At 47.0% G+C, this 24,683-nt stretch carries 22 protein-coding genes; 4 read left to right on the top strand and 18 right to left on the bottom strand.

Going from position 1 to position 24,683, the window contains the following annotated elements:
• Nucleotides 1-62 precede the first annotated feature (62 nt).
• Complete coding sequence (locus tag CMM32_09975; GenBank protein ID MBT07220.1) at nucleotides 63-863, bottom strand: multidrug ABC transporter permease; 801 nt, start codon at nucleotides 861-863, stop codon at nucleotides 63-65.
• Between the two features lie 245 nt (nucleotides 864-1,108).
• Here CMM32_09975 and CMM32_09970 point away from each other — a divergent pair, with 245 nt between their 5' ends.
• Nucleotides 1,109-3,466 (top strand): adenylate/guanylate cyclase domain-containing protein, encoded by a 2,358-nt coding sequence (locus CMM32_09970; GenBank protein MBT07219.1) that lies wholly within the window; start codon nucleotides 1,109-1,111, stop codon nucleotides 3,464-3,466.
• Nucleotides 3,467-3,471: 5 nt separating this feature from the next.
• The gene (arsC, locus tag CMM32_09965) at nucleotides 3,472-3,816 is read left to right on the top strand and encodes an arsenate reductase (glutaredoxin) (GenBank protein ID MBT07218.1); all 345 of its coding nucleotides are present in this window, start codon (nucleotides 3,472-3,474) and stop codon (nucleotides 3,814-3,816) included.
• Between the two features lie 15 nt (nucleotides 3,817-3,831).
• Here arsC and CMM32_09960 read toward each other — a convergent pair whose 3' ends face one another.
• From CMM32_09960 to CMM32_09940, 5 genes are all read right to left on the bottom strand, one after another.
• Entirely contained in the window at nucleotides 3,832-5,451 is a 1,620-nt protein-coding gene (locus CMM32_09960) for an acyl-CoA synthetase (protein MBT07217.1), read from the bottom strand.
• Nucleotides 5,452-5,634: 183 nt separating this feature from the next.
• Nucleotides 5,635-6,888, bottom strand: coding sequence for a cytochrome (locus tag CMM32_09955; GenBank protein MBT07216.1), 1,254 nt, complete (start codon nucleotides 6,886-6,888; stop codon nucleotides 5,635-5,637).
• Nucleotides 6,885-7,649 carry a class II aldolase gene (locus CMM32_09950; protein ID MBT07215.1) on the bottom strand — a complete coding sequence of 255 codons (765 nt, stop codon included), beginning with the start codon at nucleotides 7,647-7,649 and terminating at the stop codon, nucleotides 6,885-6,887. The genes CMM32_09955 and CMM32_09950 overlap by 4 nt, the downstream gene beginning before the upstream one ends.
• Before the next feature lie 47 nt (nucleotides 7,650-7,696).
• The gene (locus tag CMM32_09945) at nucleotides 7,697-8,458 is read right to left on the bottom strand and encodes a 3-ketoacyl-ACP reductase (GenBank protein MBT07214.1); all 762 of its coding nucleotides are present in this window, start codon (nucleotides 8,456-8,458) and stop codon (nucleotides 7,697-7,699) included.
• Between the two features lie 17 nt (nucleotides 8,459-8,475).
• On the bottom strand, nucleotides 8,476-9,099 hold the full coding sequence (locus CMM32_09940; GenBank protein MBT07213.1) for a glutathione S-transferase: 624 nt from the start codon (nucleotides 9,097-9,099) through the stop codon (nucleotides 8,476-8,478).
• A gap of 68 nt (nucleotides 9,100-9,167) precedes the next feature.
• Here CMM32_09940 and CMM32_09935 point away from each other — a divergent pair, with 68 nt between their 5' ends.
• Together CMM32_09935 and CMM32_09930 are read left to right on the top strand one after the other, a co-directional pair.
• On the top strand, nucleotides 9,168-10,727 hold the full coding sequence (locus tag CMM32_09935) for a 2-succinylbenzoyl-CoA synthetase (GenBank protein ID MBT07212.1): 1,560 nt from the start codon (nucleotides 9,168-9,170) through the stop codon (nucleotides 10,725-10,727).
• Complete coding sequence (locus CMM32_09930) at nucleotides 10,724-11,362, top strand: HAD family hydrolase (GenBank protein MBT07211.1); 639 nt, start codon at nucleotides 10,724-10,726, stop codon at nucleotides 11,360-11,362. The genes CMM32_09935 and CMM32_09930 overlap by 4 nt, the downstream gene beginning before the upstream one ends.
• Before the next feature lie 48 nt (nucleotides 11,363-11,410).
• On the opposite strand, the gene CMM32_09925 is transcribed toward CMM32_09930, so the two are convergent.
• The 12 genes from CMM32_09925 to CMM32_09870 form a co-directional block, all read right to left on the bottom strand.
• Nucleotides 11,411-12,076, bottom strand: coding sequence for an HAD family hydrolase (locus CMM32_09925; GenBank protein MBT07210.1), 666 nt, complete (start codon nucleotides 12,074-12,076; stop codon nucleotides 11,411-11,413).
• Between the two features lie 45 nt (nucleotides 12,077-12,121).
• Nucleotides 12,122-13,069: a GDP-fucose synthetase gene (locus CMM32_09920; GenBank protein ID MBT07209.1), complete on the bottom strand. Its 948-nt coding sequence runs from the start codon at nucleotides 13,067-13,069 to the stop codon at nucleotides 12,122-12,124.
• A gap of 228 nt (nucleotides 13,070-13,297) precedes the next feature.
• A complete protein-coding gene (locus tag CMM32_09915; GenBank protein ID MBT07208.1) occupies nucleotides 13,298-14,272 on the bottom strand; it encodes a UDP-3-O-[3-hydroxymyristoyl] N-acetylglucosamine deacetylase in 975 nt (324 codons plus the stop codon).
• Between the two features lie 115 nt (nucleotides 14,273-14,387).
• Nucleotides 14,388-15,671, bottom strand: a complete 1,284-nt coding sequence (ftsA, locus tag CMM32_09910; GenBank protein MBT07207.1) for a cell division protein FtsA — start codon at nucleotides 15,669-15,671, stop codon at nucleotides 14,388-14,390.
• Nucleotides 15,672-15,674: 3 nt separating this feature from the next.
• Nucleotides 15,675-16,619, bottom strand: a complete 945-nt coding sequence (locus CMM32_09905; GenBank protein ID MBT07206.1) for a hypothetical protein — start codon at nucleotides 16,617-16,619, stop codon at nucleotides 15,675-15,677.
• Nucleotides 16,607-17,524 carry a D-alanine--D-alanine ligase gene (locus tag CMM32_09900; GenBank protein ID MBT07205.1) on the bottom strand — a complete coding sequence of 306 codons (918 nt, stop codon included), beginning with the start codon at nucleotides 17,522-17,524 and terminating at the stop codon, nucleotides 16,607-16,609. Before CMM32_09900 ends, CMM32_09905 begins: the two co-directional genes overlap by 13 nt.
• A complete protein-coding gene (locus tag CMM32_09895) occupies nucleotides 17,521-18,456 on the bottom strand; it encodes a UDP-N-acetylenolpyruvoylglucosamine reductase (GenBank protein ID MBT07204.1) in 936 nt (311 codons plus the stop codon). The genes CMM32_09900 and CMM32_09895 overlap by 4 nt, the downstream gene beginning before the upstream one ends.
• Before the next feature lie 14 nt (nucleotides 18,457-18,470).
• Nucleotides 18,471-19,895, bottom strand: a complete 1,425-nt coding sequence (locus CMM32_09890) for a UDP-N-acetylmuramate--L-alanine ligase (GenBank protein MBT07203.1) — start codon at nucleotides 19,893-19,895, stop codon at nucleotides 18,471-18,473.
• Complete coding sequence (murG, locus tag CMM32_09885) at nucleotides 19,892-21,037, bottom strand: undecaprenyldiphospho-muramoylpentapeptide beta-N-acetylglucosaminyltransferase (GenBank protein MBT07202.1); 1,146 nt, start codon at nucleotides 21,035-21,037, stop codon at nucleotides 19,892-19,894. Before murG ends, CMM32_09890 begins: the two co-directional genes overlap by 4 nt.
• The gene (locus tag CMM32_09880) at nucleotides 21,030-22,160 is read right to left on the bottom strand and encodes a cell division protein FtsW (GenBank protein ID MBT07201.1); all 1,131 of its coding nucleotides are present in this window, start codon (nucleotides 22,158-22,160) and stop codon (nucleotides 21,030-21,032) included. The genes murG and CMM32_09880 overlap by 8 nt, the downstream gene beginning before the upstream one ends.
• A complete protein-coding gene (locus CMM32_09875; GenBank protein MBT07200.1) occupies nucleotides 22,157-23,662 on the bottom strand; it encodes a UDP-N-acetylmuramoyl-L-alanine--D-glutamate ligase in 1,506 nt (501 codons plus the stop codon). The genes CMM32_09880 and CMM32_09875 overlap by 4 nt, the downstream gene beginning before the upstream one ends.
• Nucleotides 23,575-24,663, bottom strand: coding sequence for a phospho-N-acetylmuramoyl-pentapeptide-transferase (locus CMM32_09870; GenBank protein ID MBT07199.1), 1,089 nt, complete (start codon nucleotides 24,661-24,663; stop codon nucleotides 23,575-23,577). The genes CMM32_09875 and CMM32_09870 overlap by 88 nt, the downstream gene beginning before the upstream one ends.
• Nucleotides 24,664-24,683: the final 20 nt, after the last annotated feature.

The raw sequence follows: 24,683 nt of genomic DNA, 5'->3' as shown, positions 1-24,683 counted from the left end.
GCAAACATAGAGGCAGAAGTATCCAGCTAGCTACAAACCTTGTCAACGTTGGGCTTCCAAGGTTACTCTTTTAACTTATACCCGCTCGCAAACATCCAATGTACCAACAGCCACAGTACAAGATTGCACCCAATCAGGGCCACAATACCAACGAAGAGATATCCGTCTGTCCGACCAATGAATGCGTAGCGAAATCCGTCGATCATATAAAAAAATGGGTTTAGTTGGCTAATAGTCAGCCAAGGCTCAGGCAGACGCTCAACAGAATAAAAGGTCCCAGATAAAAATGCCAATGGTGTTACCACGAAATTCGTCACCGCCGCCATATGGTCAAATTTTTCAGCCCAAATACCTGCTATCAAACCAATTAAAGAAAGCATTGTTGAAGCCGCTACCGAAAAAAATAGAAGTGCCGCGTAATTGTGTATGGATAGAGAAACAAAAAAGGACATAGCCAAGCCGGTCACCACACCTACAAGCAAACCTCGTGTGACCCCCCCAACGACAAACGCAAATGTTAACTCGACTGGCCTCAGGGGTGGCATCAACAAATCAACAATGCACCCCTGCACTTTGCCCACCATCATTGTCGAAGATGTATTTGCAAAAGAGTTCTGAACTATCGCCATCATTATCAACCCTGGCGCAAGAAATTCGATAAATGGTATATTGCCAATACTCCGGGTCGCTCCATCAAGGGCAAGAGCGAAAATAGCCAAGAAAATTAAGGTCGTTATGGCTGGCGCTATGATAGTTTGGGTCCAGACCTTGAAAAAGCGCTTTACCTCTTTCACATACAAGGTCCAAATCCCGACTTTGTTTATTGTTCCAATGTTTCTAATTATGGGCCCAAATTCGTCCATCGAGTTTACGTCTGGAACTCGGAATTTTGTTCTGTCACCAAAATCCTGAGCCAAATAATTCTCAGTATCGGTCATTGTCCTCATATACAATTATAGTAAGTAAATACTCAGCCAAAATACAGGCCTATTGCAGTTCACTATATAAACGACATCCGCTTTCGGCTAGTGTGCAAATATAGAATATTTCGGAGTAATAAGGTCGGCATGCACTTTTCTAAAACCCACCTAGAGTTAACCGTCACAAAATGGCCTGGCTAAGAAAAAGCCTTAGTTGGTTCACGGCAACGCACCTAGTCGGCATTATCATGCTCGGCTTGCTGTGGGGCATGAAACAGTGGGAGTTGTCCCTTCTTGAAACGTTGCGTCTCGAAACATTTGATTTTTACCAAAAAGCTATGCCCCGACAGAAAACGCCAACGCCAGTGCCTGTGGTAATAATAGACATTGACGAAGCAAGCTTGGCAGAGTTTGGACAATGGCCATGGCCTAGAACCCTTCTCGCGAAATTGGTGAACCGATTATCTAGCTATCAAGTCGGGGTCGCCGGCTTTGATGTCTTTTTCCCAGAATACGATCGGCTATCGCCACCTGCAATCGCTGCCCAATTGGATGGACTTAGCCAAGATCTAACCCGCGAACTGAATGCCATGCCGAAGACGGAAGAGGTTTTTGCAAGTGCGTTGAAAGGCATGAGGGTAGTGCTAGGACAGGGAGTTCTCGAATCAAAGCCGCCTCCAGATTCAAGCAAACCAATAAGGGCCAATATTGTTTTAACTGGAGATCGCTCCAAAGCTATAAACCAGGTGCCCGCCTTTCCAGGCATTCTTCGGAATGTTTTGGAGCTAGAAGAAGCAGCTGCGGGCCTTGGAATGGTGGCACTAGAGCCCGAAATCGATGGAGTGGTAAGACGCGTAAACATGGGGATTAAGGTCGGCGAGCAGGTATACCCCACCTTAACTCTCGAAATGATTCGACTGGCACTGGGTCAGAAGAACATGATCTTTAATGTAGACAACGAGGCACAAACCAACAGCATTAAAATAAGGGGCTTAAAACAAATTGGCACTCCGGAAATACCAACAGATGCGCGTTTTCGTACCTGGGTGCACTTCCGGTCCACAGCGGACCAGATCACCTACATTTCCGCGTCGGATGTCTTAAATGGTGTAGCTAGACAAGGCCAATTAGAAAATGCCCTGGCTCTTATAGGTACCTCTGCTCTTGGTCTAAAGGACATACGACATACGCCTCTAAGCAAAACTGTCCCTGGGGTAGAAATTCATGCCCAACTGCTTGAGATGATGCTTACCAATAACTTTCTATACCGACCTCCATGGGTCCATAACGCAGAAGTTTTTGGCGTTGTACTGTCTGGACTCTTGATGATTATCCTAATCCCCACTCTAGGGGCTTCCTACACACTACTCTTTGCATTTGTTTTAATTGGGGGAATGACAGTATCCTCATGGTATGCATATGCAAAGATCGGTTTACTCATAGACCCATTGTACCCCTCTCTCTGCAGCGCAATCCTTTACATAACACTATCCTATATGAACTTTCTGAGGGAGGAACGACAACGAAAGCAGGTCCGTAATGCGTTCAGCATGTACATGTCCCCCGCCCTAGTAGAACAACTAGCCAAAGAGCCTAAACTACTCAAATTAGGTGGCGAAATGAAGAAAATGACGGTCTTGTTTGCAGATATTCGTGGCTTTACTCAAATATCTGAAACCTATAAACACCACCCGGAGCAACTTACCGACTTAATCAATAAGATTCTGACACCGTTGACAAAAATAATATTAGATAATCATGGCACCATCGATAAATACATGGGGGATTGTGTGATGGCATTCTGGAATGCCCCACTGCCGGTTATAGCCCACCCCTCAAGTGCCTGCACCTCGGCGTTGATTATGCAAAAAGCATGCGAGAAGGTAGGAATAAGCATTAAAGAACAGGCAGAAGAACGTGCTACGAAAGCTCGCGAAGCTATACAAATGTTTCGAGGTTCTCAAGCATCTGAAAATATGGAATTAGATTCCGCCCAAAAACTTCTCTCGTTAGCGGAAAAGGAGAAATTGTTAACTATAGATATTGGAATAGGAATTAATACAGATCTAGTTTGTGTGGGCAATGTCGGTTCTGACCAGCGCTTCGACTATTCCATTCTAGGAGATGGGGTTAATCTTGCATCTCGCCTCGAAGGCCAATCAAAAACCTACGGGGTTTCCATTATAATTGGCGAAAACACGCAACGACAAGTAAGCAACTTTGCCCTCATCGAGCTCGACCTAATTCAGGTAAAAGGGCAAACCAGACCCACCCGTATCTATGGCGTATTGGGTGACGAAAAAGAGGCTCAGACCAAGGAATTTTCCCATTACGCCCAACAGCACAAAGACTTTTTGATAGCCTATCGCAGCCAAAAATGGGGCCAAGCGGAAAAGCTCTCCCAAATTTGCACAAAATTAGCTATTCCCTGGAAAGCTACTGGATTGTATGATTGCATGAACCAAAGGATTGCTGAATTTCGAAGTGAATCCCCGGCGGATATTAATGGAAAATGGGATGGAGTATATGTTGCCAAAACAAAATAGTAATAATGATTACAATCTACCATAACCCACGCTGCAGCAAGTCAAGGGCAACACTGGCTATTTTAGAAAAACATGGCGCCAGCTTTCGCATTGTAGAATATCTTAAAGAGCCTCCCACCAGGCGAGAGTTAAGCGTCATACTGTCGCAGCTTGGCATTAACGCCAGGTCATTACTGCGAGCCAAAGAGACTGTCTATAAATCCAAAGGACTTGATGATAAGACATTATCAGAAAACGACTTAATATCTGCCATAGTCGAAGATCCTATCCTTATGGAAAGGCCAATTGTCGTTGCAAATAACAAAGCGGTCATAGGGCGGCCCCCAGAAAATGTGTTGGCCATCATCTAACTCTTGACCTTAAAGCTATAAATTTGCCACACGCTCCCTTAACACAAATTTCTGTATTTTACCTGTCGATGTTTTTACCAAGGGCCCAAAAACTACCGATTTAGGGCACTTATAGTGTGCCAACCGCGATCGACAAAACTTGATGATCTCTTCTTCGGTAACATCCACTTTACCTTCTCTAAGCTCAATAAAAGCACACGGAGATTCTCCCCACTTAGGATCTTTCCGAGCCACAACAGCAGCCCCAGCAACAGACGGATGCTCATATAGGATCGTCTCTATTTCTATTGATGAAATATTTTCTCCACCTGAAATTATTATATCTTTTGACCTATCTTTTAGCTGAATGTAACCATCGGGATGCATAACCCCAAGATCCCCTGTTCGAAACCACCCGCCTTTTAACGCCTTAGAGGTAGCATCAAGATCCTTGAAGTACCCTTTCATAATGATGTTTCCACGCATCATAACTTCGCCGATAGTCCGCCCATCTGCTGGGCATTTCTTCATAGTGTCTGGATCTGCAACCATCAACCCCTCTAACGAAGGGTAGCGAACTCCCTGCCGCGCCTTCAGTAGCGCTTTCTCTGGGTCCGGAAGCTCCTCCCATTCCTCTTTCCACGCACAAACCACTCCAGGGCCATAGCACTCTGTCAATCCATAAGCGTGAGTAACGTTAAAACCCAAGTCTTCGATTGCCGTTAATACGGCCGGAGGAGGTGGTGAGGCCGCTGTCATTACATTTATCCCTGAAATATTTTCCTCTGAATCTAGTTTTGAAGAATCAATTAATAAACTCAAAACAATTGGCGCCCCACATAAATGGGTGATCTTTTCATTTCGCAATGCCCGCCAAACCTTATCTGGTTGCATATTTCGCAAACAAACTTGTGTTCCCGCCTGCGCAACTATAGTCCAGGGGAAACACCACCCATTGCAGTGAAACATCGGTAAAGTCCAAAGGTAATTAGGGTGCCGCGGCATATCCCAAGCCGTTATGTTTGCTAAGGAATTTAAATAGGCTCCCCTGTGGTGATATACTACGCCTTTTGGATCACCCGTAGTTCCAGAAGTATAATTTAAGGAAATCGCATCCCATTCATCAGCTACGTCCTTGCCGCGATACAGTGGATCCCCCTCTCTGAGCAAGTCCTCATACGTTGTGACCCCCAGTAAGTTTCCTTCTCGAACATCATCAATATCAATAACTGTAGGAGGTATCTCAGTTAACTCGACCGCACGTTTAACTACATCACTAAACTCTCGATCGGAAATCAGAATTTTTGCTTCACTGTGCGCGAGAATGTACGCTATCGTAGCAGCTTCAAGACGTATGTTGATCGCATTTAAAATCGCCCCTGCCATGGGCACGCCGAAGTGTGCTTCCAGAAGGGGTGGTATGTTAGGAGAAAGGACAGCAACCGTATCTCCTGGAGCAACACCCCGCTTGGATAACGCAGATGCCAACCGACAACACCTCTCAGAAAATTCTTTATAGTTAACCTGCTGGGAATCATATACCCAAGCAGTTTCCTCAGGGTATACTTGTGCTGCTCTATTCAAAAAGCTAATGGGGCTAAGGGGTTCGTAATTGGCGGGTCCCTTATTAAAACTACTGTCTGCCCAATCTTTCATTTATTCATAGTTCCCTATCTCATTACAATTTCATACAAGCTCTAACGTACACTTGTGCCGGTTTACTTGGACTTTTATAAAGCATTCTAATAAATAACGCGCCAGGCCAGCCATTCAAAAGCCCACACTGAACAACATGTCAGGCTCAGCTAAAACAGCCAGATAATGAACAATGGCCACTCACTATAATTTTCTGATTCTTAGCGTTTTTACTCCCCGCAATATAAAGTTATCGTCCCAATCAGGTTCCTGATCTACTAGTTTGGATCCTTCGAGTAACGGCAGCAAACTGCGGAAAGCAACCTCTGCCTCCACCCTGGCTAGTTGGGCTCCTATGCAAAAATGGATGCCGTAACCAAACGAAAGGTGCCTATTCGGTAAGCGGCTTACATCGAATGTTTCAGGGTTTGGGAAATGAGCGGGATCACGGTTTGCAGCAGAAAGCATTAAGAATACTCGGTCACCCTTGCTAATTTTCTTGCCGTTAAGCTTGAGATCCTCCTTAGCCACTCGGACAATGGCAAACACCGAGGACTCGTATCTTAGGACTTCATTCACCATAGAAGGGATAAGCTCAGGATCTTTCTGAACCTTCCTAAACTCCATAGGATTTTGCAAGAGCAGCACGACTCCATTACCAATTAGATGCATAGTGGTTTCATGCCCAGCAAATAAAATCAAAATGCATGTGGCAATGAGTTCGTCTTTTGTCATCACACGTTGAGCATCCTGGGCCTCGATTAATTGATCGATTAGCCTTCCTCGAAGCCCCTGCGAACGCCGGAGATCAACCGCCTCTCGAAAATATTTTGTGAGATTTGTTAAAGCTTTTGCCCCGATATCAAATCGACCTTCGACCCTCCTGCTATTACCAATTACTGTAGCCAAATCATTGGACCATGACCGAAATTTCCCTAGATCTTTGTCGGGAACCCCTAGAATATATGCTATGACTAGAGCCGGCATGGGGAATGCGAACCTAGTCATCAGATCGGCTTCCCCATTCCTAAATTCAGAAGCCAAAAGTTCATCAGCTATTCTAGAAATCTGCGAACGCAAATTTTCAATTGCTCTTGGAGCAAAAGTATCAACAAGAAGTCTCCGTAGAGGCGTATGTGCGGGGGGGTCCCGAAAAAGCAACCAATCATTAAGAAGCTTTCCCATATTTTCCAGAGTCGGACGACCTGTGGCAGCCATATGATCAGAAAACGGCTGGACCCTCTCGGCTGAGAATCTTTTATCTTTTTGAGCCAGTTTTACATCCTCGTAAGAGGTCAACAGCCAGCCTCCAAGCTCATTATTCCATGAAACTGGCGATTCCGCTCTCAAAAGTGCCAACGTTGGGTACGGATTAATTATCTCTGCAGGAGCATATGGATTAAAGTTTGCTGCCACATGAGTTCCTTCCACAAATATCCAGAAAAACTCCGCCCTCAATTTCGATATGAATTATCTCTTCGAGCCAACATGCGAAGCAATGCATCCCAAACCATCGACGAGTGCCCTTCTTCCTCATCGAAGGCTGCCATTTGCGCAAGCGCGCGATCACTAGGAAGTTGGATTTCTGCCGAACCGCCCATAGCTAAGACCTGTGTCTTACAAGCCCGCTCCAGCCCATAAATACGCAAGAATGCATCAGCAATAGTTTTCCCCACAGCTAAGGTTCCATGATTCCTCAAAATCATCAAATTCTTGGCCCCGAGATCTGCAATCAAACGAGGTTGCTCCTCTTCTTCAGTAGCCGGACCCTCATAGTCATGATAGGAGACATCATGACAGAGAGCAGCACCAATTTGAGATAATGGAAGCAGGCCATTTTTTTGAGCCGACACAGCCATGCCTTGGTCCGTGTGCAGATGCACCACACAGCCCACATCGTCCCGGCCCGAGAGAATCGCCCCGTGAATAACAAACCCAGCAGGGTTAAAGCCATAGTCACTCCCTGTCACAATAGTGCCATCCAAATTTACTTTTATTAAACTTGATGCCGTCATTTCTTCAAACATCAAACCATATGGATTAAAAAGAAACTGATTTGGATTATCATTAAGGCGAGCAGAGATATGGGTGTAAATGAGGTCATCCCAACCGAAATGAGCTATCAACCGGTAGCAGGCAGCCAAGTTCACTCGCTGCCGCCAGTCCTCCCCACTAACTTCATCCTTTACATTTCCGCGAGCCACTCTCACCACTGACATTCGTCTACCCTCCTGACCAAATCCTTATTACCGTAATAAAATCTATCCTAGTATTGTATCCGTTGAGTTAATGCGCCATCCACCACAAGATTGGCGCCGGTTATAAAGCTGGCTGCCGGACTAGCCAGAAACACAACAGCGTTAGCTACCTCTTCAGGCCTTCCCATCCTTCCCATTGGATTACGGTCAAGCATTGTAGAATACAGGTCGGGTGAGTTCCTCTTAGCGTCCCCCCACACCCCATCGTCAAAGTAAATTGAACCCGGCGAAACGACATTAGCCCGCATCCCCTTGGGAGCCAAGTCGCGGCTCAAGCCCTTGCCATAAGCAACAAGGGCCGCCTTCATCGAGTTGTANGGTCTAGGCCCAAGATAAACTTCTAAAGCCGCTGTACTCGCAATAAGCACAATAGCTCCACAGGAAGACTGCTCTAGATGGGGAAGGGCCGCCTCCACTGCTCGGAAGCTCCCCATAATATCGGTATCAAAACCCGCGACCCAAGATTTTTCCTCGTTAGAGACTGCAAGAGCGCTAACATTAGGAATCAAAATATCAATCCCTCCGAGTTCCCCTGCAGCATCCGCTACCCAGCTATTCAAATCTGCAGCGTGGGTAACATCAACGGAATTACCCACACAATGACNACCCAACTTCTGCACCGCTTCCACAGCAGCAGCAACCTCGTCAGCGTTCCTTGCACATAATGCAACATCACACCCCTCGACAGCTAAACGCTCGACNATGGCACGACCGATACCCCTAGTTCCGCCAGTGACAATCGCTTTTTTTCCTTTTAGCCCTAAATCCATAACAACCCCCTTCTAATTTAATTAGATTCTTGCACAATATGGTTGGTTAATATCATCGATTCTCGTAATGAAAATCTATCACACCAATTTGCCAAGGCAGGCCTGCTGCTCCTCCAATTCTCCTCAGGGAACCTGAAATCCAGGTAACCGCCAGCACATGCCAAAGTGATGGCTCCTATATGGGGCTTGTCATCCAGTCTATGAGCTTCTGCCTCCCCTCTATCCAGGCCCCGCCGTATTTTTCCTAACTGTCCCTTGATCCACGCATCCCACCTATTTTCATGTGGCCTGATATTCTGTTCGTAACGGATAGAAACGGCGGCGTCCATTATGCCATCACCCAGCGCCTGCTGACATAGTGCACGCCAACGTTCATCGGCGCGCTCAGGAAATATTTGGGCCCGGACACCCAAACTATCCAAATACTCGCAGATCACTCGCGAATCATACAATACTTGTCCCTGATCAGTCTTCATAGTCGGCATTTTGACAAGGGGATTAGATTTAGCCAGTCTCAAGTCTGGATCAACAGGGCTAGTGGTTAGTTCATGCCAGACCATACCCTCATCTAGCCCCACCTCATTAGCAACTATTCGAACCTTTCGGACAAATGGAGATGCAGCACTACCAAATAATTCCATCAATTCTTCTCCTTGATCGAAATGACCCCCTAAACTAAACAGGGTTAAACAGGGGAGGTAAAATTACTATGCACGACAACATCGGGCTTTTTTTAAGCAAACGCGCACACTTGGACCCTACAGTAGAGGCCTTCGTCGATGTAGCCAGTGGGCTCCGACTTAGTTACCACGAACTTAATCAGCGTGCCAACCAAACCGCCCATTTTCTAGCGGGCCTAGGTATAAAACGGGGAGACCGAGTCGCATTGCTAATGCTCAATTGTCCCGCCTATTTAGAACTTTTTTTTGGCCTCGCAAAAATTGGAGCAGTAACCGTCCCGTTGAATATTCGGCTTGTCGCTGATGAGCTTGCTTATATCATTCAAGATTCAGGATCACGCCTACTAATGTTTGGACCTGAGTTTACAAATGTAGCCGAAGAGTTACAGAGTAAACTTGATTCAATTAAGTCTATTGAAAACTTTATCTTCGTGGCTGGCCCAAATAGCTCGGCTACTGACCGGCCAGACTTTACACTGGATTACGAGGAGCTCCGCCTTTCATCGCCAACCCATGAACCTGAGATATCTGCCGGCCAGGAAGAAATGCTCTACATAATGTACACCTCGGGAACAACAGGACTGCCGAAAGGGGTTGTCCACACTCATAATTCTGCTATCTGGGCCTGTATTACGTGGGCCGCTACGGGTGAGTTTAGACTATATGACAGATACTTACTCATACTCCCATTATACCACGTCGGCGCGCTCACTCCGGTTACCGCAAATATCTATCTAGGCTCAACCAACGTAACTCTGAGAACTTTTGATCCAGGCGAAGCTTGGCGACTGATTGAGAAAGAACAAATCGATACCTCATTAGCTGTGCCAGCGATGTTAAATTTTATGATACAAGCTCCGGAGTTAAACCAATATGCTCGACCAAACTTGCGTTGGATAATGAGCGGGGCCGCCCCAGTTCCAGCCTCCCTAATCGCAGCCTACTCTGATATCAACATCCCTATCAACGAAGCCTTTGGCATGACCGAGACTTGTGGACCCGCCTGTCTGCTCCGCGGGATGGACGTAGCCGATCACCCCGCTTCATGCGGTAAGGCCTTTTTCCACACCGATATTCGAGTTGTAGATGAAAATGGTTTGGACGTCCAACCTGATCAACCTGGAGAAATTCTCATTCGCGGCCGACACGTGATGAAAGAATATTGGAATAACCCCAAAGCCACCCAAGAAACGCTAAAGGATGGTTGGTTACATTCAGGTGATATTGCCACAATGGACAAAGACGGATTCATTTATATTAAGGATCGATTGAAAGACATGATCATCTCAGGTGGGGAGAACGTATATCCAGCAGAAATAGAAAACGTCATACTCTCCCACGAGAAAGTTAGGGATGTGGCTGTTATCGGTCAGGCAAGCCCAAAATGGGGGGAGTCACCCTTAGCGATAGTAGTAAAAAAATCGGAGAGCCTCACTGCCGACGAAATTATGGCATTTTGCGTTGGCAAATTAGCCCGCTTTAAGCTCCCCAAAAACGTCGAATTTGCGGAAGTCATCCCACGTAACCCCAGTGGAAAAGCTCTAAAACGGGAACTTCGAAAGAATTTTCCTGTAGGTGCACCTGAATGAATAATAGTGGGACAAAAGCTATTTTTTGGGATTTTGGCGGGGTTTTTACTACAAGCCCTTTTGTTGCGTTCAACAAATATGAGGTAACCAAGGGGATACCGGAAAACTTTATTCGGACTCTTAACGCCACCAACAGCAATAACAATGCCTGGGCAAAGCTGGAGCGCAATGACGTCACTATTGAAGAATTTTGCGCCCTATTTGAACAAGAAGCTTTGGCTAAAGGTGTCTTACTAGATGGACAGGAAGTACTAGCCTGTATCCACGGACAAACTCGCCCAGAAATGGTCCATGCACTAGAAGTGCTTTCGAAAAAATATAAAACCGCCTGCCTTACTAATAACTTCAGCCCCTCCGCTGACGATAATGATAAAGATAACGTTCTGAGACCCATATTAGATTTGTTTGATTTCGTCATAGAATCACGGACACTTGGAATCCGAAAGCCAGAGCCCCAATTTTATACATGTGCATGCGACACGGTAAATGTGAAACCGCAACAAGTGATTTTTCTAGATGACCTTGGGGTAAATCTCAAGCCAGCACGAGAACTCGGCATGCGCACGATAAAAGTAGTATCTGCCGACCAGGCATTGGGGGAATTGGAAACCCTCCTGGATCATAAAATCGAATAGGCCACTTTTGGGAAAAGTAAAGTTACAAAATATCACTACTCAGACTGACTAAACCATTTTCCCTACCAGAAAATGACAGGAGGCGATACTGTTAGCCTTTCTCACGATAAAATTCTCATCGCCAACGATTCCGTTAGCACCCGACTGAGCGGTCTCTCCACTCAAAACAAGAACGCCCCCAGCGAGTCCACTAACGCGCCCCGCCTCAATATCGCTGGCTCTATCTCCCACTATCCAAGATCGAGACACATCGATCCTCAAGATACGTGCGGCCTCATGGATCATCCCTGGCCTAGGCTTTCGCCACGGGTGCTGTGGCACTCTATACTCACCACTGCCCTCGCCATGATAAGCGCAGGCCAAAACTAAATCTAGCCATGCACCCCCCTTCTTAAGTTGGCTACTGAGTTCATCTTGCACTTCTCGGAACTCTGGCCAACCATACATTCCACGGCCTACGCCCGATTGATTGGTAACCAAAATAACTGGAATCTCCTTTCGGTTGCAGGCCTTTATTAGATCAGTAGCACCTTCAACTAGTAACGCATCAGATGCCTTATGCAAATATGGTATTCGCTGCAAGACCACGCCGTCTCTATCCAGAAACAATCCGGCCCTCCCAGCAGACCAGGCTCTGGCCTCCGTTACCTCTTCGCACCAAAGGCCAATATCATCACACAATGGAAAAGCCGTCTCATCGGCACTCCTATCCATTGCATTCCAGCCTCATATTGTTATCCGACGACATCGTCATTTCTTTTAGCCAACCCCATATTTCGTATACCATTTATAGGTGCTTCGTAGCCCCTCCGCCAATGGAATGTCAGGGCTCCAACCCAAATTATTCAATTTAGCCGTGTCGGTAAGTTTGCGGGGAGTACCATCTGGTTTCTCATTTAAGAAACGAAATTTACCTTGATAACCGATGGTTCCAGCAATCATCTTTGCCAATTCTGCAATGGAAATTTCTTCACCAGATCCAATATTAACATGGCCCACTTCATCATAGTTCTGAATGAGAAAAAGTAATGCCCGAGCAAGATCATCCACATGCAGAAACTCACGTAACGGCAAACCAGTCCCCCAAACATCCACCCACTCAGCATCACGTTCTTTTGCCTCATGCACCTTCCGCATTAAAGCCGGAAGAACGTGCCCTGAATTCAGGTCAAAGTTATCATTTGGGCCATATAGGTTGGTAGGCTGAGCGGAAATAAAACTACACCCAAACTGTTTCCTATAAGCATCACAAAGCTTGATGCCAGCTATTTTAGCGATTGCATACCATTCGTTGGTTGGCTCCAATGCACCCGTCAAAAGAGCAGTCTCTTTCATAGGCTGTTCGGCAAGGCGCGGATATATACATGTGGAACCCAGGAGCATTAATTTTTTTATTTCTGCCAAACGCGAAGCATGAATAATATTTGTCTCAATCGCAAGATTATCGTAGAGAAATTCGGCTGGTCTCATATCATTGGCAAGTATCCCCCCAACTGTTGCAGCGGCAATTATCACTACATCCGGCTTATAGGCTTCCATCCAATCTTCAACATCCGCCTGCCTCCTTAGATCAAGCTCACTCCGGTTGGCAGTAAGCAACACACAGTCGTGATTATCTAGTAATCTCACCAAGGCTGAACCTACCATGCCACGATGACCTGCCACCCACACCCTGCGGCCCGATAATTCAAATTTGGTGGAATTCATGTTTTTTTAACCCTTGCCTATAAGCGCCCCAAACTCTTGGCCCCTGCCAATACGCTGTACAAATACCTTCAGTCAAAACAACGGCCGATAAATGATTTGTTTGTCATCGCCAAGTGTAACCGATGGAAAGTTTTGTTGCCTACAAAATACGAGGCCATCCAGCAACCAATCAAGTCACGCCAGATGAGGCTAGGTTCCTCGGAATCAGGCAAGCCAAAACTTTGAATTTTACGCCTGAGCTAAAGCAGGTACAGCTTGCCAAGTATCCGCATTGGCTCCTGCTAATTCCAGACTCCAATTTTCTTCATCCGAGAACAGCTTTTTGAGCAGAGCATTGTTCAGTTCATGTCCAGATCGGTGCGCTTCCACACGAGCCAGCATAGGCTTCCCTGCTAGATAAAGGTCTCCTACGCAATCCAAGACCTTATGCCGAGCAAATTCATTCGCATACCTCAATCCACCCTCGTTAAGAATACCTGTATTCTCGTCCCCCACCACGATAGAGTTTTCTAGAGACCCACCCCTGGCCAACCCGGCTGTCCGCAAAGCCTCTACCTCATGAATAAAGCCAAAAGTCCTCGCTGAACTAATTTCCGACCTAAATGCCACTGGACCACCATCCAAAATACTTGACTGGCGAGCGACGGCTTTATGGTTAAACTCAATGGACAAATTTATCGAAAAGGTCTCGGTTGGGATTAGAGATATGGTCTTTTCACCATCAACGATGTCCACACGCTGCCAAACCTTAATAAAGTGACGAAGCGCTTCCTGCTCAATTATTCCCGCGTCCATTATCATATCGACGAAGGGAGCCGCGCTTCCATCCATGGCAGGTACCTCTGGCCCATCTATCTCCACAAAAAGGTTATCTATCTCACAGCCCCAAAGAGCAGCCATTAAGTGCTCGACAGTGCCAACCACTGGTCCGCCTCTACCACCCAATGATGTCCCCAAGGTTGTCCCGGTAACCCGGTCATATAGTGCCGGTATTAGGGCTCCTCCATGGTCAAGCCTTACAAAAACAATTCCCGAATCGGCGGGCGCCGGGCGCAGAGTCATGGATATTTGTGCCCCACTGTGCAACCCTATTCCTGCACACTGGATCGGTTTTCTGAGGGTCTTTTGCCCTATAGAGCCAGTACCTTCACCTGCACGACCTTCGTTACACTCCAAGTGTCGAAATCCCTCTGGTGTTCGCATCAACCACACCAAAATGTGTAGCAAACCCTCAGGGCACTCTCAATTCACGTTTTATTACAAAATGTTTCAATGGAGTTACGCAACCACCTTATTTATCAACCATGGGCGACTCCACCTAAAAATTATCGCGGATCCAATATCCTATCCGGTTTAAGCGACCATTTTGAGTCTCACCCGGGCTACGCCCCAAGCCCTCCCGAGCAGCAAAAATTAATAACCCAATACATGTCGAAAATGCTGGCCCCCTCATTGATGGCGCCAGGCCGTGGATCAATGGTGGCCCACCCAAACGTACCTCCCTTCCCAGGGTAGAACTGGCCAATTCCCGCAGACCATTGAGCTGACTTGCCCCTCCAGTCAACACGACACGCATAGAGCGAGAATCTCCAAATCCAACCTTTGCGAGACGATCTCGGATTAACTCAAAAGTCTCTTCCAGGCGCGGCCTCACAACCTCCGCCAGCGCCTCCCGAGGCATATGATTAGGACTGGAGGCATCTCGCTCTCCCAGTGGGGGAACATCGATCATATCCTGTGAGTCTGACTCACCGGGAAGCACGCTGCCAAACAAGGTTTTTAAGCGCTCCGCGTCTCGCATGGATGTCGTGAGCCCTCGGGCTATGTCACTGGTCACGTGCCAACCCCCGATTGGAATGGAGTCAGAGTGCACCATCGCATTATCCTGAAATATGGAAATAGAAGTTACTCCAGCCCCCATATCTATACACACCGTACCAAGGTCGATCTCGTCTTGGACTAAAGATGCCAAACCAGACGCATAACCGCCAAAAATTACCTTCCTCACATCAAGATGGCAGTTACTAACGCAGTTAATTAGATTCTGAATATTGCTTCTAGCTCCACTTACCACGTGCACCTTCGCACATAATTTTTCTCCCCGCATACCCCTTGGATCGCTAATTCCACGTTGCCCATCAATCTCGTAACCCACCGTCACTCCATGAAGCACTTGCCTATCCGGATCCAAAAGATGCTGCCCAGTACTCTGAGTTGATATGCTCTCCAAATCGCCACTAGTAACCTCATGGCCACCCAATTCAAGCTCCACGCGAAGTATTCGCGAGTGAGGCTGGCATCCTCCCGCCGCAACCAAAATTGTTTCTACGGTCTCCCCAGCCATCTCCTCTGCCGCCTGCACGACTTCTCTAATAGAAGATTCTACAGCCGACATATCTACTATAGCGCCAGTTCGCGTTCCACGAGATATCTGATGGCCTACCCCGGCCACGTCTAGCGAACCATCCTCTTTAATCTGGGAAATGAAGCAGCAAATCTTAGCGGTACCAACATCTAGGGCAGCAACTAGGCTCCTATTCCCAGGACCATTGCCTGATCTCCTCTGCCGCAACAAATTTCTTTTACCTAGAACCTCAAACATACCTCAACCCGGCCCTATGAATCCACGAAGGTAGCTTTCCTTCAATCTTCCATCCGACGACGTCAAGCCCACTATGCTCTCACCACTCTGCTTCACCATAACCTTTTCAAACTGTAGAACCAGGCGATCGCTCAGAGTATAATCTGCAACAGCCAAGCCTTCCAATGCCAAATAATCTCTTTTGAGATGATTAGAAAACAAAACCCATGCCCTTTCCATTTCTTCTTCAGGCAAACGAACTATCAAACCCTTTGTCATCTTTATATCCCAACGTCTCTTTCCTACCAGAGTAGCCCCAATAAATTCAGCGCCAGTGATTGGGTTTCTCTCAAGAACTCCTCGCAATTCCGAGAATCTACGACCTGCCCCAGCACCTCTTAAAACAGGTAAATCGGGCGACCTTACCATATATGTGTCACCAAAAACTTCGCCCTTCGTGTCTACAAGTAATGGACCTTCAGGTGTCTCCCAGATTGCCACAGGGGTCTTTTCAACTACTTTGATGGAAATCTTATTTGGCCATTGCCTACTAACCTGGGCACTGTCGACCCAGTCCACCCTAGTTACCATCTTTAGCGTATCATGGAGATCAACCAATATAATCGGCGTGCCAATTTCTATACCTACTGCCTGCAAAAGAACCTTGGAAGGAACGACTCTATTGCCTGAAAGAGAAAGCTCTTGGACAACAAGCCCAGATTCAACGGAAGCGGAAGAAACAAGCCTTTTACTCTCATGTAGAACCCAAGTATACCAGTTCCTCTGCCCATCTTCTCTAAACCCAGAAACCACAATAGCTGTGAAGGCTATAACAAAACCAATCACAAAAATATACGGCGAGATCAAACCTTTTACAGCTTGCGGACGAGCTGGAAAGGCTGTCTCCGAAGGGAGAGAAAGCTCAGAGGACCGCACCCGCGAATCTGGATTTGCTGTCAAACCTTGCATTGAGCGTCCCTTACAATCCAATCCACCAAGGAGTTAAAAGATAAACCGGCATAAGCAGCTATCTGGGGCACTAGAGATGTCGCCGTCAGACCAGGCTGTGTATTAATTTCCAGTAGCTTAATACCCTTATCTCCTCTACTTTCGTCATAACGGAAATCTGCTCGCGTTACCCCACTGCAACCCAAAGCCGCATGAGCTAACTGGGCGTAATCCAGCACACTCTCACGAATTTTTTGTGAAAGCCGCGCAGGAATTATATACTCCGTAAAGCCGGGGGTGTATTTGGAGTCAAAGTCATAAAACCCGTCCTTGGGTTTTATTTCAAGCACCTCGATACTTTTCTCGTTCATGACTAGTACCGTCAGCTCTCTTCCAGGAATATATTCCTCCACCAACACCTCATCGTAAGCACTCCAGAGTGGGTCATCCACCGCCTCCTCTGTCTTGCTTCCTACCAAACGAACACCCAGACTCGAACCCTCGCCTATAGGTTTTACCACGAATGGAATAGTTGGCGCCTCTTTGGTAAAAATAGCATTGCAAGGTCGAACCTCTCCATCTGGAACTGGGATACCTGCCTGCCTGAACATCTTTTTGGATAACACCTTATCCATCGCCAATGCAGAAGCCAACACCCCTGAATGGGTATAGGGCAATTTCAATAATTCACACAGACCCTGGACGCAGCCATCCTCACCATATGGTCCGTGCAACGCATTAAAAATAACGTCCACATGGCCACATAATTTAGCCAAAACCTCAACCATCTCGTCACCTACTTCAGATGCGACAACGGTATAATTTAATTCCTTCAAGGCCTTACAAACAGCTCTCCCCGATTCAAGAGACACTTCTCTTTCTCGCGATACTCCACCCATTAAAACACCAACACGTGCTTTCTTCACGTAGGTTCCTCCGTTGGTATTTCTGCACTGCCTATACGCTGGATTTCCCAACGAAGCTCAATGCCACTTTGCTCGCGGACTCTTCGCCGCAACTCCTCGCCAAGCTTTTCAATATCTGCAGACGTAGCACCTCCCGTATTGATAAGAAAGTTACAGTGCTTTGGTGAGACCATAGCCTTCCCGATTCGGAGCCCCCTGCATCCGGCTGACTCAATTAATTCCCACGCACTTCGTTCGAATGGGTTCGCAAATGTGCTACCACCTGTTCTATCCCGAATTGGCTGAGAAATATCGCGGTTCTTATTAATTTCCTCAATGCGACGGAGTATATCTTCCACAACATCCTTTTCGCCGTAGAAGCTTGCATCCAACACTATTGAATCGCTAGGAATCGATGAGCCCCTATATCGCAGTCTTAGATCCCGCGCTGAAAGTCTAGCCAAACTTCCAGCACGACTTACCACGGAAGCTGAAACCAAAACATCCGCCACCTCGTTGCCATATGCCCCCGCATTCATCCTTATCGCACCACCTACGGTCCCTGGAACGCCTGATAAAAATTCCAAGCCCCGTATCCCACCTTTTGCCGCAAGTCGGGCGAGCTTAGGGCCCAGAGCACCGGCGCCTGCCGTAATACGACACTCATCTCCGATATTAATTTTGGCAAAACTGCGGCCAAGTCGGATGACAACCCCCCTAATACCTCCATCCCTGATCAACAAGTTAGACCCTACCCCTATAACGCAAATAGGGATATTAGGCGGACAACCGCCCAGGAACTCAATCAAATCGGCCGAGTCGGCTGGAACAAACAGAACATCTGCCGGCCCGCCAACCCGGAACCAGGTGTAACGGGCAAGCGGCACATCTCTCCGCAAGCTACCTTTCACCTTGGGAAGCTGCGCCAATAAATTTTTAGAAGACTCTCTCATCGCTATCTAATCACTCATCCACAGCCGCCTGAACGTTCCGGCCGATTCATCATTCGCGGCAGTTCATTCGCCCAGGTTGTAACTGTTCCCGCTCCCAGGAATACAACCATATCCCCCGCATTACAAATTTTGCGAACTAAATCAGGCAACGAGTCAGGAGACAAAATCGGGGAAACATTCGAATGGCCTGAAGCCAGGATTCCCTCCACTAAGGCATCTCTGTTAACACCTTCTAGGGGCTGCTCTCCTGCGGGATACACGTCAGCAACAAAAACCATATCAGCATCATTAAAACAGTTGCAAAATTGCTTGAATAACGATTTCAGACGAGAGAATCGATGGGGCTGCACTATTGCTATTACTCTGCCATCACAGATTTGCTTTGCAGTCTGAAGCACTGCTCCTATCTCAACTGGATGATGCGCATAGTCGTCTATTATTCGAACACCATCTATCTCTTCGACCAGAGTAAACCTTCGCTTGACGCCGCGAAAGCCTTCTAGAGCCTCACGCATGATCTCTTCCGAAAGCCCAAGTTCACAGCTAATAGAAATCATCGCTAAAGCATTTCTGACGTTATGAGCACCCGGCATATTTAGCCGGACATCCTTCAGAACTTTTTCCTCCATTCGCGGACCACCGCGTATCTCAACGTCAAAACTTGAACCCGAATTATTTAATTTTAGATTCCTGCCCCTAATTGATGCGCCTTCCTCCAAACCATAAGTTAAAAGCCTTCTAGCACCCACCTTATTAGCTAAGGCCCGTACTTCTTCATTGTCAGAACATAAAACGCCAATCCCATAGAATGGAACATTTTCCACAAACTGCCGAAAAGCCCCCCTTAATTCTTCGAAACTTTTGTAGTAATCGAGGTGCTCCCGATCGATATTCGTAACCACTGCAATAGCAGAAGGCAGACGTAAAAAACTCCCGTCTGACTCATCGGCTTCTACCACCATCCAATCGCCACTTCCAAGCCTGGCGTTAGTGCCATAAGCATTGATGATACCACCATTTATAACCGTGGGATCCATCGCTGCTACGTCTAGAAGAGCTGAAATCATGGAAGTCGTCGTTGTCTTACCATGCGTGCCGCCGACAGCAACACACGTCTTCATCCGCATTAACTCCGCAAGCATTTCTGACCGCGGCACTAGAGGAAGGCCTCTGTTCTCCGCTTCCTGTATTTCAACATTATCAGCCGGCACCGCTGATGAGATTACCACTGCTGCTGCAGCCCCAAGGTTGCCGCCTTTGTGGCCAATGCTCACATCAACACCTAACCCTTGCAGGCGTCTAACGTTAGCATTCTCCACAACATCGCTGCCCTGAACCCTGTACCCTAGGTTGTGCATAACCTCGGCAATGCCGCTCATACCTATCCCACCGATCCCAATAAAGTGCAAAACACCAAATGCTGAAGGATATGCTTTCATGACGACAGCCTAACCTGGCCTGATGAAACCGCTAATTCTTGAACTAGCCTCACCAAAATACTCGTCGCTTCTGGCATCCCCAAAGCTTTAGCTTTGGCAGCTGCAGCCGACAAACAACCTGGGTTTTCTAGCAACTCCGTCAAGCTTTTGGCTAAACTTGCCACAGTTAAATCCTGCTCCTCCAAAACCCAAGCCCCCCCCGCATCCATCAACTCCCTCCCATTGAGAGCTTGATGGTTATCAATTGAATTTGGCAAAGGAATCAACAGACTAGGCCTACCTGCAATTGACAGCTCCGCGACTGTCGAGGCTCCTGCTCTTGCAATAACAAGGTGAGATCTAGCTAGCACTGCGGGCATATCTGAAATGAAAGAAGAAAGGCATGCCTGCACCCTTGCATCCGCGTAAATCTTCTTTGCATAGTTACGATCAGCATCCCTAACCTGCTGGGTCACGATGAGGCGTTCCCGAAGGTCTTGGCTAAGACAACGCACAGCCTCGGGGACAATTCTTCCAATCGCTTGTGATCCCTGGCTTCCCCCAAGCACTAATAGATGAATACTTGAGGAAGTAATTGGCGGTAGATATTTGACATCAGACAAAGCAGCAATGTTTGTACGCACAGGGGTACCAGTGTGCACAATTGAATCAGGAGGCAAAAACTCCAACCTCTGAGTTCGAGGAAAGGCAACCGCAGTAGACGTAGCATAACGTGATAGTAGCCTGTTAGCCCTGCCAGCTACGGCGTTAGATTCGTGAACTAAAAACGGGATTTTTGCAAACCTGGCCACTAATAATAACGGTACTGATGCATACCCACCGAAACCGACCACAACCACCGGATGGTGCCTACGAACTAACACCCATGATTCTATTAACCCCATCATCATCCGCACAAATCCACCCAAAACCCCCAGAAGATTTCTACCTGCAATCCGACCCGCAGTTATGGTGTGCAAATCGTCAAAGTTCGAATTCTTTAATAATTGTTTCCCTCGAACGTCCGTGACCACACCAACTCCAAAACCATGTTTCTTCAGTTCATCCGCTAAGGACAGGGCTGGAAACAAATGCCCGCCAGTACCGCCAGCCCCTATCAACACGTGATCCTTCTCAGAGAAACAAATATTGCCCTTATTCATGTAAAACTTTTGACCATTGTCTATGCCGCCTTGTCAAAGCTAACAGCATACCCATTCCAAAACCTAGGGCCAAAAGCGATGAACCTCCGTATGAAACAAAAGGAAGGGTCATTCCTTTCGTTGGAATGATATCCAACGTCACGGCCAAGTTAATAAATGCCTGTAGCCCGAACAACATCACCAGTCCCGCTCCTGCCAAAAGTGAGAACAGACTTTCCGTTTCCAGCAACCGGGCTATACCGCGTAAGACAATAAAGAGGAACAACGCCAATATTACTAGGCAGCAAATTAACCCAAGTTCCTCACCTGCCACCGCAAAAATAAAGTCCGCATGGGCGTCAGGAATCCGTTCCTTTGCAATACCTTCCCCGGGACCCTTGCCAAGAAGACCGCCGTTTGCAAAAGCGTTTAAGGCATGGTCTATTTGATAGCGATCTCCAGAACTAGGATCGAGATAGCGATCAACTCTACTCTGAACATGGGGAAAGAAGTGATAGCCCCCGACCAAACTAATCAACCCCACAACAATTGATGCGATTATAGCAACGACCGGCATCCCTGCCAGAAAATGTTGGCCAAACCATATACACCCAATTAATACAGCCATGCCAAAATCTGGTTGGGCTAACAAAAGCAATAAAATTAGACCCAAAAGTAAAATAGATATATGGGTCGGGTTCAACTCAAATCCAGTCTTTGGGCGCACTATTAACCATGCTGTAACCACGACGAAACTCGGCTTTACAAATTCTGAAGGTTGCATGGACCAGCCCATAAAGCTCAACCACCGACGGGCACCATTAGCATCCACCCCATTTATCAATACCGCCAACATCAGAAACAAAGAAAACACAAAGACGACCAGTGCGAGCCTACAAGTTCCTAAAGGAGAGAGAAGAGACACAACAACCAAAACCAGGAGCGATGGGCCTAATACTATCAGGTGCCGGTATATGAAATGAAACCCGTCCAGATTCTTCTGAAGTGCTACGGAGGGACTGGCAGCCATAACTAATATAGCTCCTAAAACCCCTAACAGGAGAATTGCAGCAATGGACAGCCTATCGACAGTCCACCACCATTCACCAAAAATACTATTATCCGTCCGAGGGATGGCTCTCATTCCCTAGCCCCAGTTCCCGCTGCCGGTTTATTGATCTTGCACGAACCGCTTAATTTGCCGACAAGCTGTCTAAATGCGGTTCCACGCGCTTCAAAATTTGCAAATTGATCAAAGGAAGCACAGGCTGGTGAAAGAAGCACTACACCTCCGCCATCAAAGTCCGACATGGCGTCATTGGTTGCATCCACAACAGCTTTTGCAAGAGTTCCACTATTCTTTACGCGGAATTTTCCTCCCAAATTTTTCTCAAACTCCGCCGCCGATTCACCTATCGTATAGACATACAAAATACGAGACGACATCGGCAGCACTTCATCTATATCTATGGCTTTCGCTCTCCCGCCCATAATCCAATATACCTTACTGTAACATGCGAGCGCTTTGGCGGCTGCCGCCATATTGGTTGCCTTGCTATCATTCACATAGGTCACTCCATTATATCGCCCAACTTTCTCCATCCTATGTGGCAATCCTGGATAGGTCTCCAGACTTTCTTTGAAAATAGATCCACTAAGACCTACGAGACGGATTACCGCATAGGCAATAGCAATATTGTGCCAATTATGGGAGCCCGGCAAATGGGCAAGATTGGTTACATTCATTACAAACTCTGGAGAGGAATCGATGGCATCATACAAAAGTCCATCGACTACACTAATTCCCTGTGCGACAGGTTGCTCAGCCGATACCGGCACTACTATTCGATCACCCTCGCTGACCAATTCATCGAAAACAGCTTGTGATTGTTTGTCATCAACACCAATTACAGCAAGGCCACCGGCACCCATAAAAATCTTTTTCTTCGCGCGAATGTATGCCTCTAAAGATCCATGACGCTCCAGATGATCAGGGGTCAAGTTTGTCCATATTGCAGTATCAAGAAAAATAGTGGAAGCAAGATCAAGCTGATAGGAAGAAAGTTCTAAAACATATATGCCATCTGTCCCCAACATTTCTAGATCTAGAACTGGATTTCCTAAATTTCCCCCAACCTGAATGTTTTTTCCACTTTGCCTCAATAAATGCCCAAGCAAGGCCGTGACTGTGGACTTCCCATTTGTGCCGGTCACGCCTACATAATTAGCAGTTGGGCAAGCCTCCTGGAGTAACTCCAGATCGCTCACAATCCTGACACCCTTCTCTTTAGCGAGCAAGGCAATGCGGTGTGGCCTTGGATAGAACAGAGGAATTCCAGGACTAACCAACAAAAAATCAAGATGCCCAAGACCCTTCTGGACAAAATTTGTTATTCTAATACCTTGCCCCGTGGCAAGGCGGCGGCGTTGTGATGAATCGTCCCATGCGAAAACAGAAGCCCCATCCCTGGTTAAATTCTTAGCAGCGGATATCCCCGTAGCTCCTAACCCAAGCACACCGACATTTTTCCCACTATGTTTCGTCACATCTATCATGGTCAACGAAGCTTTAAGGTGGCTAAGCCCGCAAGAGCGAGTATCACAGCAATAATCCAAAATCGGACGACAATTGTGGGTTCCTTCCATCCCTTCTGCTCAAAATGGTGATGTAACGGCGCCATACGGAAAACCCTCTTGCCTGTGAAGCGGTAGGAAGCAACTTGCACTATTACAGAGACAGCTTCCAATACGAACAGACCTCCGATTAAGGCTAATACCAATTCATGTTTGGTAATTACGCTTATGGCACCCAAAGAACCACCCACCGACAAGCTTCCGGTATCCCCCATAAATATCATAGCCGGAGGAGCGTTGAACCATAGAAATCCTAGGCTAGAACCGACTAGCGCCCCACAAAATATTGCCAACTCTCCAGAACCAGGAACTAAGTGCAACTGGAGGTAATCCGCAAAAAGCACATTTCCCGCCAGATAACAAATAAAACCAAAACATGCAGAGGCAATCATTATTGGAACTATAGCTAGACCGTCCAAACCATCGGTTAAATTAACAGCGTTCGACGCCCCAACTAGCACAAAGACGGCAAATGGAACAAAAAACCACCCAAGATCAAGCAGTAAGTCCTTAAAGAAGGGCGTGGCAAGGGTATTCGCTAAGTCCGCTGGCAATAAAGACAAAATCCAAAAGATGGCGCCGACGGCTAACAAAACTTCAATGCCAAGTTTTATACTGCCCGGCAACCCACGGTGATGTTGGTGAGTGACCTTCAGAAAATCATCAAGAAAACCAACTCCACCAAAGCCCAGAGCCACGAACAAAACTACCCAAACATACTGATTGGTGATATCCGCCCAGAGTAAGGTAGAAAAAGTCACAGCGAAGAGAATTAAAACGCCCCCCATCGTTGGCGTCCCCGCCTTAGATGATAAATGGGACTGCGGCCCATCCGAACGGATGGGTTGCCCAGTTTTCTGACGCCTTTTTAACCACCGAATTAACATTGGACCAAGCAAGAAACTGATAATCAAAGATGTCATGATGGCGCCACCAGTTCGGAAAGTAAGATACCGAAACAAATTGAGGAAACCAAACTCATCAGCTAATGGTGTCAAAAGATTATAGAGCATGACGCCTCATACAAAATTAG

Source organism: Rhodospirillaceae bacterium, assembly GCA_002728255.1.
In the GTDB taxonomy this organism is placed as follows: Bacteria; Pseudomonadota; Alphaproteobacteria; order UBA7887; family UBA7887.
This window is presented reverse-complemented; position numbering and strand designations above follow the sequence as displayed.

What these genes read in the sequence shown, in the direction of transcription:
- CMM32_09895 (MBT07204.1), bottom strand. Translation starts at nt 18,456, where the DNA reads ATGAGAGAGTCTTCTAAAAATTTATTGGCGCAGCTTCCCAAGGTGAAA.
- ftsA (MBT07207.1), bottom strand. Translation starts at nt 15,671, where the DNA reads ATGTTTGAGGTTCTAGGTAAAAGAAATTTGTTGCGGCAGAGGAGATCA.
- CMM32_09935 (MBT07212.1), top strand. Translation starts at nt 9,168, where the DNA reads ATGCACGACAACATCGGGCTTTTTTTAAGCAAACGCGCACACTTGGAC.
- CMM32_09915 (MBT07208.1), bottom strand. Translation starts at nt 14,272, where the DNA reads ATGCGAACACCAGAGGGATTTCGACACTTGGAGTGTAACGAAGGTCGT.
- CMM32_09925 (MBT07210.1), bottom strand. Translation starts at nt 12,076, where the DNA reads ATGGATAGGAGTGCCGATGAGACGGCTTTTCCATTGTGTGATGATATT.
- CMM32_09960 (MBT07217.1), bottom strand. Translation starts at nt 5,451, where the DNA reads ATGAAAGATTGGGCAGACAGTAGTTTTAATAAGGGACCCGCCAATTAC.
- murG (MBT07202.1), bottom strand. Translation starts at nt 21,037, where the DNA reads ATGAATAAGGGCAATATTTGTTTCTCTGAGAAGGATCACGTGTTGATA.
- CMM32_09940 (MBT07213.1), bottom strand. Translation starts at nt 9,099, where the DNA reads ATGGAATTATTTGGTAGTGCTGCATCTCCATTTGTCCGAAAGGTTCGA.
- CMM32_09970 (MBT07219.1), top strand. Translation starts at nt 1,109, where the DNA reads ATGGCCTGGCTAAGAAAAAGCCTTAGTTGGTTCACGGCAACGCACCTA.
- CMM32_09890 (MBT07203.1), bottom strand. Translation starts at nt 19,895, where the DNA reads ATGAAAGCATATCCTTCAGCATTTGGTGTTTTGCACTTTATTGGGATC.
- CMM32_09870 (MBT07199.1), bottom strand. Translation starts at nt 24,663, where the DNA reads ATGCTCTATAATCTTTTGACACCATTAGCTGATGAGTTTGGTTTCCTC.
- arsC (MBT07218.1), top strand. Translation starts at nt 3,472, where the DNA reads ATGATTACAATCTACCATAACCCACGCTGCAGCAAGTCAAGGGCAACA.
- CMM32_09880 (MBT07201.1), bottom strand. Translation starts at nt 22,160, where the DNA reads ATGAGAGCCATCCCTCGGACGGATAATAGTATTTTTGGTGAATGGTGG.
- CMM32_09905 (MBT07206.1), bottom strand. Translation starts at nt 16,619, where the DNA reads ATGCAAGGTTTGACAGCAAATCCAGATTCGCGGGTGCGGTCCTCTGAG.
- CMM32_09950 (MBT07215.1), bottom strand. Translation starts at nt 7,649, where the DNA reads ATGTCAGTGGTGAGAGTGGCTCGCGGAAATGTAAAGGATGAAGTTAGT.
- CMM32_09875 (MBT07200.1), bottom strand. Translation starts at nt 23,662, where the DNA reads ATGGAAGGAACCCACAATTGTCGTCCGATTTTGGATTATTGCTGTGAT.
- CMM32_09920 (MBT07209.1), bottom strand. Translation starts at nt 13,069, where the DNA reads ATGAATTCCACCAAATTTGAATTATCGGGCCGCAGGGTGTGGGTGGCA.
- CMM32_09930 (MBT07211.1), top strand. Translation starts at nt 10,724, where the DNA reads ATGAATAATAGTGGGACAAAAGCTATTTTTTGGGATTTTGGCGGGGTT.
- CMM32_09975 (MBT07220.1), bottom strand. Translation starts at nt 863, where the DNA reads ATGGACGAATTTGGGCCCATAATTAGAAACATTGGAACAATAAACAAA.